The organism is Daejeonella sp. (assembly GCF_036405355.1).
Lineage (GTDB): Bacteria > Bacteroidota > Bacteroidia > Sphingobacteriales > Sphingobacteriaceae > Daejeonella.
Genome location: NZ_DASWXT010000012.1, coordinates 42,743 through 58,336, shown reverse-complemented (window position 1 = coordinate 58,336; position 15,594 = coordinate 42,743). Strand labels below are relative to the sequence as shown.

The 15,594-nt window shown below is 41.5% G+C and carries 13 protein-coding genes; all 13 read right to left on the bottom strand.

Going from position 1 to position 15,594, the window contains the following annotated elements; genetic code table 11:
• Positions 1-570 (bottom strand): Gfo/Idh/MocA family oxidoreductase (locus VGE44_RS01560; protein ID WP_331076008.1); only part of this gene is annotated, 570 nt, incomplete at its 3' end.
• A gap of 154 nt (positions 571-724) precedes the next feature.
• A complete protein-coding gene (locus tag VGE44_RS01555; RefSeq protein ID WP_331076007.1) occupies positions 725-1,315 on the bottom strand; it encodes a LutC/YkgG family protein in 591 nt (196 codons plus the stop codon).
• Between the two features lie 2 nt (positions 1,316-1,317).
• Positions 1,318-2,682, bottom strand: coding sequence for a lactate utilization protein B (locus tag VGE44_RS01550; RefSeq protein ID WP_331076006.1), 1,365 nt, complete (start codon positions 2,680-2,682; stop codon positions 1,318-1,320).
• Positions 2,679-3,416 carry a (Fe-S)-binding protein gene (locus VGE44_RS01545; protein ID WP_331076005.1) on the bottom strand — a complete coding sequence of 246 codons (738 nt, stop codon included), beginning with the start codon at positions 3,414-3,416 and terminating at the stop codon, positions 2,679-2,681. Before VGE44_RS01545 ends, VGE44_RS01550 begins: the two co-directional genes overlap by 4 nt.
• 117 nt (positions 3,417-3,533) lie before the next feature.
• Positions 3,534-4,559, bottom strand: a complete 1,026-nt coding sequence (locus VGE44_RS01540) for a carbohydrate kinase family protein (RefSeq protein ID WP_331076004.1) — start codon at positions 4,557-4,559, stop codon at positions 3,534-3,536.
• A 135-nt stretch (positions 4,560-4,694) separates the two neighbouring features.
• Entirely contained in the window at positions 4,695-5,819 is a 1,125-nt protein-coding gene (locus VGE44_RS01535) for a Gfo/Idh/MocA family oxidoreductase (RefSeq protein ID WP_331076003.1), read from the bottom strand.
• Between the two features lie 407 nt (positions 5,820-6,226).
• A complete protein-coding gene (locus tag VGE44_RS01530) occupies positions 6,227-7,066 on the bottom strand; it encodes a class I fructose-bisphosphate aldolase (RefSeq protein ID WP_324486262.1) in 840 nt (279 codons plus the stop codon).
• A 210-nt stretch (positions 7,067-7,276) separates the two neighbouring features.
• Positions 7,277-8,311, bottom strand: a complete 1,035-nt coding sequence (locus VGE44_RS01525) for a Gfo/Idh/MocA family protein (protein ID WP_331076002.1) — start codon at positions 8,309-8,311, stop codon at positions 7,277-7,279.
• A gap of 55 nt (positions 8,312-8,366) precedes the next feature.
• Positions 8,367-11,462 carry a PVC-type heme-binding CxxCH protein gene (locus VGE44_RS01520; RefSeq protein ID WP_331076001.1) on the bottom strand — a complete coding sequence of 1,032 codons (3,096 nt, stop codon included), beginning with the start codon at positions 11,460-11,462 and terminating at the stop codon, positions 8,367-8,369.
• 48 nt (positions 11,463-11,510) lie between these two features.
• Positions 11,511-12,443 (bottom strand): hypothetical protein, encoded by a 933-nt coding sequence (locus VGE44_RS01515; RefSeq protein ID WP_331076000.1) that lies wholly within the window; start codon positions 12,441-12,443, stop codon positions 11,511-11,513.
• A 45-nt stretch (positions 12,444-12,488) separates the two neighbouring features.
• Positions 12,489-13,268: a PIG-L deacetylase family protein gene (locus VGE44_RS01510; protein ID WP_331075999.1), complete on the bottom strand. Its 780-nt coding sequence runs from the start codon at positions 13,266-13,268 to the stop codon at positions 12,489-12,491.
• Positions 13,269-13,288: 20 nt separating this feature from the next.
• A complete protein-coding gene (locus tag VGE44_RS01505; protein WP_331075998.1) occupies positions 13,289-14,311 on the bottom strand; it encodes a Gfo/Idh/MocA family oxidoreductase in 1,023 nt (340 codons plus the stop codon).
• 75 nt (positions 14,312-14,386) lie between these two features.
• Positions 14,387-15,409, bottom strand: coding sequence for a Gfo/Idh/MocA family protein (locus VGE44_RS01500; RefSeq protein ID WP_331075997.1), 1,023 nt, complete (start codon positions 15,407-15,409; stop codon positions 14,387-14,389).
• Between the last annotated feature and the right edge of the window lie 185 nt (positions 15,410-15,594).

The following is a 15,594-nucleotide window of genomic DNA, read 5'->3' as shown; positions in this document are numbered from 1 at the left end:
TCCAATATCTCCTCTGTGAATACGTTTAATCATTTCTGCATAAGGGCTCGCATGCGGAACCTGAAAACCAATGGCAACACTCACTTTACCATTGATCCGCTCAGCTAATTGCTCCATGCGCCTGCAACCTTCCACATCTATAGCAACAGGTTTTTCACAGTAAACATGTTTACCAGCAGCAACTGCCGCCTCCAAAAATTCGGGATGGGTATAACAGGGTGATGAGATTAGTACTGCATCTACCTCTTTGTTGTTCAATAATCTGAGATAGGCGTCCGATCCCTGGTAAATATTCGATTTGGGAATAGCAGGAAATCCCTTTGCAGCGTTTAGCTGGTCAAGCTTTGGTTTAGCTGCCTGCAACTGATCCTGAAAAAGGTCAGCAATAGCGACAATATGCACATTAGCATTTCTTGACATGGAGCTTATATCGGCCGTCCCTCTGCCTCCGCAACCTATAAAGCCTAAACGGATAGCGGATTTTGTACCTGTAGCAAAAACTACATCAGGGCTTAAAATTGTTACCGCCGATAATGAAGCTGCACTTTTTATGAAGTTCCTTCTTTCCATATCATTTCTTAGTCTAATGCTTTAATATACCTAGTGTTAAGTTAACAATCAAATGGTGTTAATTATCAGGAGTCAAGAACCAAGAATTTAGAACCAGGAATCAAGACAATGGATACTAAATGACATTTTTATCTCAATTGTCAACTGTCAATTATCAACTGTCAACTGAATCAATCAGGTATACCCTCAAACTTCTTGCTCCATGTGCCCCTATTACCAGGTTCTGTTCAATATCCGCCGTCTTTGAAGGGCCTGCGATAAACACTCCAAAACCATTTGCTGTGGCATCAATTTGCCGGTAAGCCTCATGCATGTTATTCACAAGATCTCCGGGATTTAATACAATAACAAGATGCTGACAAATGAAGGGCATAAGTCTGTTGGCCATTTGCTTTTCAGAGATCCACATCGCACCGTTCTCTGCAACACCAAGCTCTGCCTGAAGGTAGCAGGTGTCCAGCGCTTCCAATTCGGAGGCTTTCAGGTTTGCCCACTCATTATCATTTGAATCCTCCAGAAGATTAATCATAAATTTTCCTTCTGCTTTTACCTCTGCTATATCATTTAGCAAGTCTTGCCTGCTGTTCTCATAATATGCTTTACCTCCGGCTGCTTCCACCATGCCAGTAAATTGCTGAATAAGATCAGGGTATTGAATAGTCAGGGAGAGATCAATATCCGGCAAGTCGTTGAGTTCCGGTTTATTCATGGCCACAGCCTTTAAAATTGTTTCTCTGGCACTCATTATTATTTATTTTCTTTAAACCAGTCTCTAAAACTTTTTTCAGGTGCACGAGGCATTTCCCTCTGCTTATACCATACATTCAGGCTATTATTCAGCATGAAGGGAAAGGTTCGCATAATCCAGCGGCCAATTTTTCCGGACAAGCGGTAAATTTGAGGATTTGAAAGAACCCAGGCCATTCCCTGCATCCCTGCCTTCTTGCCCTTATCAACATAACCATTAGCAACGATAACCTGTCGCCATTTCCAGAGTTGATCATGGATATCAATTTTCACCGGACAAACGTTACTGCAGGATCCGCAGAGCGTTGAGGCAAATGGCAAATCTGAATTAGCCTTCATGTCTAAGTTAGGGTTGAGGATTGAGCCAATTGGACCAGCCACTGTTGAGTGATAACTATGCCCTCCGCTCCTTCGGTACACCGGACAGGTATTGAAACAGGCCGCGCAGCGGATGCATTTTAGGGAATTTCTGAAATCAGCTCTTCCCAGCTGCCTGCTCCTGCCGTTGTCAACAATTACCACATGCATTTGCTGGCCGGGGCGGGGTTTGTGAAAATGACTGGAATAAGTTGTGATTGGTTGTCCGGTTGCACTTCTTGCCAAAAGGCGTAGAAATATCCCAAGATGTTCGGTTTTCGGAATCAGTTTCTCAATTCCCATACAGGCAATATGAATACCCGCAGAATGTACTCCCATATCCGCATTACCTTCATTGGTGCAAACCACAAAGCTTCCAGACTCGGCGATCGCAAAATTCACCCCGGTAATTGCGAGGTCTGACTCGATAAAACGTTCCCTTAGATGATGACGGGCAGAGCCTGCCAGATATTGCGGGTCATAATTCCCTTTCTCTGTGTTCAGATGCTCATGAAAGGTTTCACTCACATCCTGACGTTTCAGATGAATGGCGGGCAATACAATATGACTTGGCGATTCTTTCCTTAATTGTACGATATACTCACCAAGATCAGTATCTAAAATCTGTATGCCTTTATTCTGCAAGTATTCATTCAAATGGCATTCTTCAGTTAGCATGCTTTTGCTTTTAACAATTCTCTCAATCTTGTTATCCGCAATGATCTTATGAACTATCCGGTTATGATCCTCTGCGTCGGAGGCCCAGTGAATGATGATTCCGTTCGAAGCCGCTTTCTCCTCAAAACTTCTTAAATAATGATCAAGATTGGAGAGGGTATGATTTTTTATCCTGGAGGCCCAATCGCGAAGAATTTCCCATTCAGGAAGGGTATTTACTGCTTTATCTCTTTTATGCCTGACAAACCAAAGTGTTTCATCATGCCAGTCGGTACGTGCCTCGTCCCTGATAAATTCCTGTGCAGCTTCTGCATGCTGTTTAACACTCATAGCGCACTGTTTAAAATCTCAGCCAGATGAATGGTTTTCACACCAAGCCCTTGCCTCTTTAATATTCCTTCCATGTGCATCAGGCAACTGGTATCTCCTCCGCAAATGAATTCCACATCGTTGACAAGGTGCTCCTTAATCCGGTCTTTGCCCATTTTGACACTCACAGCCTCCTCAAATACGCAAAACGTACCGCCGAATCCGCAACATTCATCTACTCTCACTGGCTTTAAAAGTTCAAGGCCATCCACCATCCTGAGAAGCTGCTCTGATTTGGAAAATGCCGGAGCCACAAGTTCGCTCATTGAAGATAAATGCAAACCTCTTTGCCCGTGGCAGCTGACATGCATTCCTACTTTATGAGGGAATGAGGCCTGTAGCCCGCTAATTTTAAGAATGTCAATCAGAAACTCTGATAGCTCATATACATTGTGCCGGATACTCTCAATTTCAGCCGGACTCCCGCCTTCCTTTAAATGTTCCTTAATATGAAGAACACAACTCCCTGAAGGGGCAACTATATAATCAAAGTCTCTAAAGTTTTTTACAAAATTCACATCGCAACCTTTTGTCAGATCCGAAAAACCACTGTTGGCCATTGGCTGACCACAGCAAGTTTGGTTCATCGGATAACTGACCTCACAGCCCAGCTTTTTTAGAAGCTGATAAGTAGCTATGGCAACATCAGGATAAAACTGATCAATATAACAGGGAATAAACAAGCCTACTTTCATAATTTTTTTAGGCAATAACAATAAGTAACATAATATTCTATTTAAAGTCTAATCGTAGAAATTTTCTACGGCAAAAAACAGCGAAATATATATAAATTACTACGTTTTAATGAAAATTTAGTCCCTATTATAATCGAAATCAGCCCCTAGTTTCAGACATTCCTGCCAAGAAACAATACTTTCTGAAGAACTGGCATCCATTAAACTGGCAGCGGCAACATTGACGCCTAATAACAGGCTTTTTGCCATCGTCCAGTCTTCGTGAACCCCTGCTAAAACACCTGCGGCAAAAGCATCTCCGGCTCCAACTGAGCCTTTGATCTTCTCTGCCGGCATTTTAACGCTAGGTTGAAATAATTTCTCCCCGCTTTTATTCAGTGCTATTGCTCCTTTCGGGAAATGAATAATTACCCATTGCTGAACCCCTCCATTTAAAATCGCATCGGCTGCCTGATACGCATTAGCAATTGAGCATTTCCCTTCATCATCACAAATCTCAATACCCGTAAGCATACCGGCTTCAAACTCATTAACAAACAGAATATCAACATATTGCAATGCTAATGGAATAATAGTTTTAAATCGTTCAGATTGTTCACTGACCAGATCTGCCGATGTAATCATCCCGCATTGTCTGGCTTCTTTCAGGACTTTTGCTGCCCCTGTCAAACCATCAGCACCAACTGCGTCTAATTTATCAAGCAGCAGGAGATACCCTAAATGAAATATCTTGGCTTTACGGCCGGAAAAATTAAAATAAGACCCATCCAGAAAGGCATTTGCACCCCTGGAATGGAAAAAAGTACGCCTGCCGGTTCCATTAACAGTCATCACGTCGGTATAAGAAGTATTACTGTCTTCAACCTTTTTTATCTGGCTGGAATCAATCTGAAGTTCCCGGCATTCATTTAAAATATATTCTCCTCTTTCATCATTTCCGATGGCCCCGATTCCCTTTAAGGGAAATTGGAATCCCATCTTACTAATGGCTTTTAAAACATTGTATGGAGCACCACCATTGCTGGTGCTCTCTCTGAGGATATTCGCCAGTTTCTCTTCTTTTGGATAAACATCAACAATTTTAACATTGTCAATGATCCAGTTACCTCCAGCCAAAATTCCCTTTCCGGTATTCTCTTTCATCCGTTTTTCTTATCGTTTCTTATCCCGCACATACGGGGTCGATTTGTCGGGTTTATCGATAAACTCTAAACATACGACCACCTTCAGGGTCGAATAGCAAATCTTTTAATCAGACTCTAGTGATTATAAATTAAATCATACCACATCTACAACAGATTTAGTCTCATGTGATTTTAAAGCGGCATCAAATAACTTATGACTGATGAGTGCTTCTTCAGGAGTAACACAGCCAAAACGGCCATTTAGAAATCCTTCGCGCTCTGCAAAATATGCAGCCAGCATCTGTAAGAAACAATCGGAGAAGCCTGGTTCGAATATTCCACCGGTGCATACCGGGAATGGGACCTGGAATCCAAGATCCACCCGTTGCCATAACTGCTCCTTTTCCCGCTTAAAAGTCCATAAAGCCTTGGTATCCTTGGTATTATAGCGTACTCCACCCTCAGTTCCAAGAATTTCAATATACCAGGAATTAGTCTCCCCAGGCTTTAATCGCTTCATTTCAAGAGACATTGGAATATCAATCTCTCCAATTTTCACAGAAGTTGACAGCGTTGCATTATTCCAGGTATCGCATTCACTCCAACCACCTTTCCCGTCAGGCCTGCTTGTAATGATCTTTTGCAGATGAGCATATACTTTATCAGGTATCCAGCCCATTCTGATCGGGATGTGCATAACATGCATACCCAAATCGCCCATTACACCAATTTCACCACAGAATTTTGATTGTCTTTTCCAGTTGATCGGTTTAAGAGGATCCATATCACTTGAATGACAAAATCCTGCATTAATTTCGATGATCTCACCGATTCTTCCTGAAAGAGCTTCGCTGATCACCCGCTGAGGGCCTGGTAAAAAGGGCATCTCCGAGCAGCATCTTACAAAACTCTTCGAATTGGCAATTTTTTCATTGATCTTTTTTGCTGCCTTCAGATCTATCCCAAAAGGCTTTTCAGCCAACAGATCTTTACCTGCTTCAATTACTTCGATATAATATTGCTCATGAAGAAAATGAGGCAGGGCGACATAAACAACATCAACCTTAGGCGATGCCAGTAACTCTTTATAATCTGTGGTCAATAATTCGACGGAAGGAATTTGCTCATACCATTTTAAAGTGTTTGCATCCAGGTCACAGACAGCCTTTAATTCTACTTTAACAGGATAATCGTTTAATGAGAACCAGCGTCCAAAAGCGGCGGCTACTTCCTTACCCATTAAACCACCACCAATAATGCCAACATTTACAACTTTCATATTGTATTCAATTTTTTAAATGATAATAAACCGGCCTGCCGATACTGCCCTGTAAACATATTTTTTAATTTGGAGGTTCCCGCTTTCGCGGGAATGACACAACTTTTTGGGAAGAGGGAGATCCCAGCCTTCGCTGGGAGCGGAGTAGAAAGAACCTCACACTCAGATTCCGGCGAAGGCCGGAATCTCCCTAATATTTCAAATTGTATGTCATTCCCGCGAAAGCTCATTGTCATTATTTAAGGATTAGGATCCTGACTTTCGTCAGGATCTCCTCTATTATTAAAAAATACATTGTCATCCGATAGATATCGGATCTGGCGAAGGCCAGAACCTCCTGCCCCTTAACTTAACGTAATTCCAGCGAAAGCGGGAACCTCACAATGCAGCTGCTGGCAACCAGTTTTTTATTTATTTCCCTTAACCCAGCCTATTACATCCTCCGGCTTTGCACCATCATGAACAATTGCCATCAAAGCCCTTGTCATTCCCCCTGAATTAGCATGTTGTACCACATTTCTGCCATACACTATACCTTTAACACCTTGTTTCATCAATTTATAGGTACGATCCAGTAACTCTTCATCATCAGCACGTCCGCCTCCTCTCACAAGAATTGGAACAGATCCGGCAACCTCAACAACCTTATGATAATCTTCTACATTTTCGCATGGATCTGCCTTAATAATATCAGCTCCCAATTCTACAGCCTGTCTTACAAGAGGTAAGATAATATCAATATTACCATCAACCATATAGCCTCCGGCTTCGCTGTTTGGACGGAATACCAATGGCTCGATCATTAATGGCATAGAATAATGGTCGCACATTGGCTTTAACTTCAGAATATTCTGAATACACTGATCGGTTACTTCAGGTGCTCCCGGAATGCGAAACAGATTGACAACCACACAAGTAGCATCAAGACGGATTGCCTGCAGAACCGGCTCTTCGATCATTCTGCTGTATAATACAGATTGAAGCTCAAGTCCATAAACATTGGCAACATCTGTTCGTAAAACTAAAGCAGGCTTTTTCTTACCGGGTACAGACTGTAAATGGTGCGCCTGTCCAACCGTTAACTGAATCGCATCAGGATCTGCATCAATCAGAATTTTAACAGACTTTTCAATATTTTCTATACCACCCAAAAATGTTAATTCATTAAAAAAACCGTGGTCAATAGCCACATCAAAACACTTACCTGATTTTTCATTAAATAATCTATTTAATCTACTCGCTTTCATCTTTCTTATTTTATTTATATAACAATTAATTAATTCTCTTTTATCAAGAGACCCGTCTGCAATAAATACAGGATTCTCTTATTTTTAACCTTCAGGATTGCAAATACAATAGCCTGCCGTCTATGCAGCACCTTAAATGCTAAACAATTTCTGAATAATCAGAGAGGGGCAATACATCTCTGCACGAAATCTACCCGGGAAGCAACAGTATTATTTTTTTGCCCGCAATAATACCTCCGACAGGTTAACAGGAACTCCGCCGAGTCGCTTACTTTCGTCAGCAGCCTCCATAAAAGCATAAATTTCTATCGTTTCTTCATCACTTACCGGTGCTATACCTGAGCGAAAAAACGTTACAATGGCTACCACCAACGGGCGGTAGCCATTAAATGCTCCGATTGAAGCTATACCTTTATCGCCGAATGCTGTACCTCCGAAACCACTTCTTCCTTTACGTATTCCACGAAAAACACCAATACGGCCATCATCCCATGTTCCGACAACGACATCGGCATCATCTGCGGATGTCCTGCTGACAGTTTTGCACCCTGTTCCTCCCAACACGGTATACAGAGATTCAACCGCATGAATACCATCCCAAAAGAGATCAACATGCGATTTCTGCAGTGGTGCCGGACCATAGGTATTTGCTCCCAAAACCTTACCTACTATTTTCCCTTCACGGATATCCTGAGCTTCTTTAACATACCGAAGCGGTGAACAGGAAAACATAGGCACATTATATTTTTCCGAAACTTTGAAGATGGCCAATACATCCGATAAGTTTGCAGCAAGCGGTTTATCCACATAAACCGGTTTCCCTGCCTTCAATACCGGAATGATCTCATTCAAATGAGGTCGCCCGTCGTTGGTTAATAACATCACTGCATCAACCTTTTTAAGCAGCTTTTTAATAGAACTCACAAATTCTACACCCTGTCCTTTAATCGTATCAGTGAAGCTCTGCAGCTGTTTTTCGGAAAATTCCACGTCCGGATTACCCTTGGGATGAAAAATCGCTACTACTCTGCAGCCGCTGAACTCAGGACTTGAAGCTCCGGAATTAATTATTTCTGTATAAGCAGCACTATGAACTGAAAGCCCGATAACTCCAACTTTAATCTCCTCCCTGGGAATAGCCTCTGCAAAGGCTGAAGCATGGATTCCAATACCTGCCCCTATTCCCAAAGACTTCTTAAGAGGATTATGTCGTTTACTATTACCCATTTTAAAATTCGAATTCATTAGTGCAGAATATCTGCAATTTTTAAAGTGTCAATGCCGGATACCTAATTCACAACTATTTTACCACCTTCATAATGCCACGCATCGTAAACGAGTGACCAGGGAAAGTACAAACGAAAGGATAGTCGCCTGCAGCAGCAGGAGCAGTAAATTTAAGGGTCTCCTTGCCTCCTCCGTTAAGGAGTTTGGTTGCAAAAAGCACCATATCCCCTTCAGGGACATAATTCATTGCTGCACCCTTTTCCCCAAGTTCAATTGCTTTTTGCGCAACAACATCAACCGTTCCGGGTTTAGCAATTAATAGATTATGGGGCATTAAACCAAGGTTCTCAACGGTAATTTCTACCGGCTGAGCTGCTTTTACAGTAAAGTCTGACAATAGTTTGCCCTTAACTTTAAAACGTAATTCATCAGTAGCTTCAATGGTCAGGATCGCAACTTTATCATTTTGTAATTCCGGACCCTTGCTGCTGGCAGCAGCTGAGTTAGCTGGTGCTGCAGGCTTTGGAGCTTCAGGTTTATGACCCTGATGATTTGTATTTACGTCAGTATATCCCGGGACTTTCCAGAATTTCTCATAAAAGGTTCTATTTTGCATCCCGGTAACACTAGCTTCGGATTTAGCAGGTTTGAATGTATCCTTACCGCTCCAGAAGAAGTTTACCTTTTGAGCTGCCAATCTTGCCTGATACTCAGGTGAACTAAGTACTTTAACAAGCAATGGTCTGTTTATGACATTGTGCTGCTGATGCAACCAAAGAATTTCAAGCATCGGTAATGCATCTTCTTTCTTCTTAGGATCCAATTTAGCAACCCATTCCTGTGCTTTCTGAATCACTTCATCGGTATTTCTGGCACTCAGCTCAACACGTACAGCATGACGTATTCCATCTACCGGATGTCTGAAAAGCTCAAAAAGTTTTTCGACAGGTTCACCATAGATCGATACCGGCTTCTGCAGAGGCCTGTTAGTAGCTACCATGCGATAAATACGGCCATGCTCGTGGTCACGGCTTAAATCTCTAAGATTATATGGAGAGTGTGTAATAACTGCCTGGTGCCAGTCTCCAAAATAAAGGGCTCCATCAAATCCCACCACACCATCACTGGGACGGAAATTAGGGTCTCCGGTATAGTCCTTACCGATAACTCTGGGAGTAGCTTCTGAACTTGGAGCAAATGCAGGATTGTTTCCTGTGAAAATCAGGTTCCCGGCTTCTTCTCCCTCAATGACACCTTCATCCAGGTAATTCAATTTGTACCTTTTAATCCCTTGAAAACCAATAACATTGTAAACCAATAAATTATTTTGGTATTCTTCCGGAAAATTTCCACTGGATAAGATCTGACTGGAAGTATAAGGTCTGATGGTTTGTTTAAATAAAGGACGCTTCTCAAAATCGCCTTTGTCGGTAGTAGACGTCACAGTACGCTTGAAATATACCTGAAAAGCCTTTCCTGTGGTTCCATCAGTAATAAACTGATTTCCCCATTTATCGAAACTGATTCCATGCGGGTTAGGGCTATTATCCACTACAAGTGAAAAATCAAAAGTACGCGGATTGAAGCGGTACAAACCTGATTCACCAGATTCTGCACTCTTGCGCCATGGTGTTTCAATATTCTCCAGGATGAAAATACCTCTCTGATAGTAAATATTACCATCAGGGCCATAGATCAGATTATTTGCGGTGTGATGGGTATCATCAGAGCCTAATCCTCCTAACATACGGTACCTGACATCAGCAACACCATCTCCGTTGGTATCCTTAAGGAATAAAATATCAGGAGCAGAAACCACAATCACACCACCATTCCATAATTCAAAACCTGTAGGATTTGTTACATAAGCAAAGGTTGTAGCTTTATCTGCTACCCCATCCCCATTCTCGTCCTTAAGTGTAACGATACGGTCCCTCATTGGTTTCAAGGGCTCCCATTTCGGATAATCAGCCCATGAAGCAACCCAGATCTGGCCTTTAGTATCAACCTGCATGGCTACAGGATTGGCGATCTCGGGAAACTTATCTTCAGAAGCAAATACGGTAACTTTAAAATCTTTAGGTATAGTCATACGCTCGATCGCCTCTTCAGCACTCAAATATTTTATGTCACGCGTAATATGCGTACCAACAGGATATGGCTCTGGAACATTACTGTCATCAACCTTAATATCTTTACCCTGAGCTCTGGCCCAAACACGTTTATCACGGTTTGCAGTCATGACTTCGAACATTTTCAATTCATTCTGCAGCGTAACATGGTTACCATCCTGAATAGTACGTGTACCCCATACATCATTTCCGCTGGTTGAACGATAACGATTAAACCAATGCCAGTTTTTATCTACAACTGAGCTTCTTAAGGAATCCAACCCAACTTTAGCCATACTTACTTTTTTACCGAACAGGTTTTCCGTTATGTAAAGTCCCAATCTTCTGTTTCCTTCACTATTCAGATGGACCCCATTGATAGTCAAAGGCTCAGCCGTACTGTCATACATTTTCTGTGTAGCACTGAACAAATCCAGGAAAGGAACACCCTTCTCTTTGGCTACCTGTGCCATAGCTAATGTATAAGCCGCTAATCGGCGGTTGTTCTCTTTACCATCAGGTAAATTTTTGGAGTTCAGGTTTTCATGAGCTATTGGTGAAAACAGTACCAGACGCGGAGCAGCTTTCTTATCATACTTTTGCTTCCGGGTATAGTCTATAAAAGCAATTAACTGTTTCTTAAACTCTGCAGGTTTGTCTTCAAATGACTCATTATAACCAAAAAAGGCGAAGATAACGTTAGCACCAACATTTGTTAAATGCGTGTCGCTATCTCCAAAACCTTCGTGTGCACGTGGACGGTAGTGAACCTGGTCGCCGGTATAACCCAATTCCCTGAAAACTAACTTTCCATTTGGGTAAACAGATTGCAGATAGGTTTCGAGCCAGCCATCGTGCTGCATTCGATCGGCAAGTCCGTTACCAATAACAGCAATTCTATCACCCGCCCTGAGCTCAAACTTTGGACTTTGTCTCCAGCTGGCCAAAAAAATTATCAAAGGGATTAAGAGAGCTGGCGCAACCAGTTTTAAAACATTACTGCCATTAAGAAAAATAGGTCGCACCAATAATTTTCTTAGTTCTTTGAGTTGATTCATCTTTTTTTTATTAATCGTTATTTCTTAAGCAAGATACCTGCTTTTATATTAGTGCATTTCTACTGAACATGTACCCAAACCTGATCTCAAAAAGTTGAACTGAACATTAGGATGATCTGCAAGAACAGACATCGGAACAGATACATCTGGAATATTGTTTGAAATCATGTAAGTCGTTAACCTTTGCCCAAAAGGATTATCATGAGCACCTGCATGCCAGATTGAAACTTTTTCTGCCTGCCAGGTTTCCTTTGGACCTACTGATACTGCCTGGGTTGGAATTGTTGGAGCATTTCCACCGCAATGTAATCTTGAGTTTTGTGCAATAGTTATTGGATGCAGATCAAGAACACGCGTTGTCAATTGTTTGTATTCCTCCACTGTAGGTGGATTATCGATATATTTTCCCTCACGCATAGGCGGTTCATTAAATGCCCAGTGCTTTACATCTCCCTGTCCACCCTGCATGATCGCACACTTAGCTTTTGTCCAGCTATTTATATACTCCGCAGTATCTGCTTTAGCAAAATGCACATTCTCATCAGGCATAACCAAATCCTTACGGATTCTGTTCAGACATAATGATTTAAATGCCCTCTTAAAAGAAAGGGGATGACTCTCAGGCACTTCCTTACCATCAATTACCCACTCATCCATGCACCAGAAGTGTGCATGCTTAAGTGATAAGCCCAATTCATTAACCAGCATGGCAACCAGAGGCAATTGCTCTGTCGGACCGATTGGTCCGCAAATACCTACAGGATTTGAAGCAGTAGCTGATTTCCAAGTAGTGATAAATTCCAGGGCTTCAGCTAAATAAAACTCCTCGATTGTATCATAAAAGACTACTTTAAAACCTGGTCTTGACATCTTAATCATTTCTTCAGGAGTCAAGGCTGCAATTTTATCTGTTACTTTCTGACCTAAATCCAAAGTGGTATAATCCCACCAACCCGGAGCAATAGAACTTTTCTTACGCATAATATTCTTTTAAAATTGTTATAGTATTCTGTTGTTTAATGTTTTTTATTCGAATTTGTAATCTTCATTTGTTAAATAGCATGCTCCCAGTTCTTTCAAAGGATCAAACCCGCCTTCAGAGAAGCCAAAATGCAGGTGTCTCCTCCATCCTTCTGCATGTTCAAACCGTTTGGACATGCTTCCAACTGTTAATGAGAAATTTTCCATTGCCTGGATATAGGAATTCATTTTCTGACTGTCTTCCAGCCAATTCTGCTGACTTTTATGAGCCTCCAGAGCTTCACGCTTAGTGGCGTGGACAGCGCTGGTATCTATGAAAATCTCAGGAATTACCTTGCGCCTCAAAGGGTCTAAAAGTGAATGAGGCAGAGCATGGTAAACCGCACAGTCGTAATTATTTACGGCAGCATGATCAGCAGAAAAATTAGGAACACCACGAATAAAAGCAGCTGTTACTGCCAAACGACTGGTATTCATATGGTCTTCCATATAATCAGATGGCGAATGAGTTAAGATCACCGAGGGTTTAACCATACGGATAACTCCGGTTAATTTTCTGAGCAACTCAAGTTCATAGAAAATCTCAAAATCATTGCATATCGGACCATGGAACTGGGCACCCAGAATACTCGCTGCATTTTGAGCTTCCTTCAACCTTATTTCAGTAGTAGTTAAAGAATCATATTCTATACTCCCACAATTACCGGTTGAAAGATTCATATAATGGATCTCATAGCCTTGATTTTTCAATAAGACCAATGTTCCGGCCATCATGAATTCAATATCATCAGGATGTGCGGCAACTGCCAGCGCTGTCTTCTTCATTTACCCTTTATCAAATAATATTATAATCTCACCGGTTTTCCCGTCGCAGCTGACCTGTCGGCAGCAAAAATGATCTCATGAGTTTTTATTCCATCACTCAAGCTTGTGAGTGGCATGTCAACTCCTTCAAGCAGGCATTCAAAGAATTTATCAAACTGTGCCTGATAAGGGTGATCTGCTACATCTCCTGTGTCGAGCATTTTCATGGCCAATGAACTCCATAAATGATGGTCAGTACCGAGTTTCTCAGAGTGGAACTTATCGTCCAGAAGACTTCCTTCACTTCCGAAAAGATGGGTATGGAAATAGTACGGTTGAATACAATCAATAATAGCTGAAGATTTACCAACTCTGCCATCTTTAAATTTGAAAATACTCACCCTGCTGGTGGTATACTCATAGGCCTGAAAAATCGGGTTTTTAGATTTTGTTTCATAACTGGTAACTTCCTCAACATCAGTCCCCATGAATAAAAGCATAGCGTCCAATGCATGGCAACCGGCTGTAAGAATAGAACTACCACCTTTAGCTTTTTTAATATTCCAGTGATATTGACCATACCATGGACCAAGTCCGTGGAGGTAATCAACCTCTGCATAATGAATATCTCCAATCAAACCAGTATCCACTAGTGCTTTAGTAACCATAAACTGATTGGAATAGCGACACTCAAAACAGATACAAACCTTTACTCCTGCCTTTTTTACTTCAGAATCAATCAGTAAACAGTCTTCCCATGAAAGCGCCATAGGCTTTTCAAGAATGATATGCTTGCCGGCTCTGGCAGCGGCAACTGCCTGGGCGGCATGCTGATCAGAATAACTGGTAATCGACACTGCGTCAATACTCTTATCTGAAAGCATTGCGTTTAAATCAGTATAGGTTTTGATCGGAGAACCCCATTTTTCACTTTCAGCAGCATCGTCGTGAGGGCGCGATGAATAAATAGCTGTAACCTGTGCATTTGGACTTTTATTGATAGCTGTGATGTGTGCAGTAGCAACCCAGCTATACCCAATTATACCTACATTATACTTTTTCATAAATGCTTAATGTTTAAAAAATTAGAAATTGTTATTTTATTATATGTGAATATTATGATGTTAAAAAGATTTTAATTAATTGGCTTTTGCCAGCACACTTGCTAAAGTCACCGGAACACCCCCAAGTCTTTTACTCTCATCAGCCGCTTCCATAAAAGCATAGATCTCAAGTGTTTCTGCCAGATCAACAGGAGATTTCAGGGTACGAAAGAATTCTGCAACCGGAACAAGCAATCTTCTGTAACCTTCGAAAGTCCCAACATTCGCAATTCCTTTTTCTCCAAAAGCCGTTCCTCCATAACCTCTTGTACCAGCCCTCAAACCTCTGAAAACTCCAATCCGGCCACCTTCCCAGGTGCCAACAATTACATCAGTATCTGGAGTATGTGTACGGGTAACCTGCTGGCAGCCTGTACCTCCCATTATTGTATAAAGCGATTCAACACCATGTATTCCATACCAATACATATCAGTATGAGATGCCTGCAATGAGGCAGGGCTATAGGCCTCTGCACCAAGTACCTTCCCCACTTTCCCATTACGGATTTCCTGTGCTCCGCTAACATATCGCAACGATGAAGAAGAAAAAACAGGCACCTTGTATTTTTTTGCAGCGTTCAATATTTGCACAACTTCCTTCAAATTCGCTCCGATTGGTTTATCGATAAATACCGGTTTTCCTGCTTTAAAAACCGGCAATAACTGCTCCATGTGTGGCCTTCCGTCATTGGTTTCAAGCATCACAACATCCGACATAGCAAGCATCTTCTCTACAGAATCAACAAGCTCAATTCCCCGCCCTTTAGCCTTTGCAGCCCAGTCGGCCAGCATCTCAGCTTTGAACTCGACATCAGGATTACCTTTTGGATGATAGATAGCAACAACCCTGAAGCCCGCGATATCCGCATCAACTACCTCCGCATTAAGCATTTCTGAAAAAGCCTCAGTATGTACTGATAGTCCGATAATACCTATTCTAATCTTTTTCTGAGAAGTATCATTTGCAAATAACATTTGGGACATACTGCTCAGTCCAATACCAATTCCTGCTAAGCTTGCGGTCCTAAGGAAATCACGACGTTGAATTCTGTTCTTCATTTATTACAAGGATTTAAGGGAAATCAAATTTCAATTTCTTTGACAAATTAATCAGATACTCCTGTTTACATTAATGATACTTTTTTCTATAAATCTATCGACATAGAAGATTGTACCATTTATTGTAATTAAATATAATTCTAATTTATAAAATGAGATATTAAGCAATACGGCTATTTTGGATT

Excerpts from the sequence above, each read along its gene's own strand:
- VGE44_RS01555 (WP_331076007.1), bottom strand. The coding sequence starts at position 1,315 with ATGAGTGCCAGAGAAACAATTTTAAAGGCTGTGGCCATGAATAAACCG.
- VGE44_RS01550 (WP_331076006.1), bottom strand. The coding sequence starts at position 2,682 with ATGAGTGTTAAACAGCATGCAGAAGCTGCACAGGAATTTATCAGGGAC.
- VGE44_RS01545 (WP_331076005.1), bottom strand. The coding sequence starts at position 3,416 with ATGAAAGTAGGCTTGTTTATTCCCTGTTATATTGATCAGTTTTATCCT.
- VGE44_RS01540 (WP_331076004.1), bottom strand. The coding sequence starts at position 4,559 with ATGAAAGAGAATACCGGAAAGGGAATTTTGGCTGGAGGTAACTGGATC.
- VGE44_RS01535 (WP_331076003.1), bottom strand. The coding sequence starts at position 5,819 with ATGAAAGTTGTAAATGTTGGCATTATTGGTGGTGGTTTAATGGGTAAG.
- VGE44_RS01530 (WP_324486262.1), bottom strand. The coding sequence starts at position 7,066 with ATGAAAGCGAGTAGATTAAATAGATTATTTAATGAAAAATCAGGTAAG.
- VGE44_RS01525 (WP_331076002.1), bottom strand. The coding sequence starts at position 8,311 with ATGAATTCGAATTTTAAAATGGGTAATAGTAAACGACATAATCCTCTT.
- VGE44_RS01520 (WP_331076001.1), bottom strand. The coding sequence starts at position 11,462 with ATGAATCAACTCAAAGAACTAAGAAAATTATTGGTGCGACCTATTTTT.
- VGE44_RS01515 (WP_331076000.1), bottom strand. The coding sequence starts at position 12,443 with ATGCGTAAGAAAAGTTCTATTGCTCCGGGTTGGTGGGATTATACCACT.
- VGE44_RS01510 (WP_331075999.1), bottom strand. The coding sequence starts at position 13,268 with ATGAAGAAGACAGCGCTGGCAGTTGCCGCACATCCTGATGATATTGAA.
- VGE44_RS01505 (WP_331075998.1), bottom strand. The coding sequence starts at position 14,311 with ATGAAAAAGTATAATGTAGGTATAATTGGGTATAGCTGGGTTGCTACT.
- VGE44_RS01500 (WP_331075997.1), bottom strand. The coding sequence starts at position 15,409 with ATGAAGAACAGAATTCAACGTCGTGATTTCCTTAGGACCGCAAGCTTA.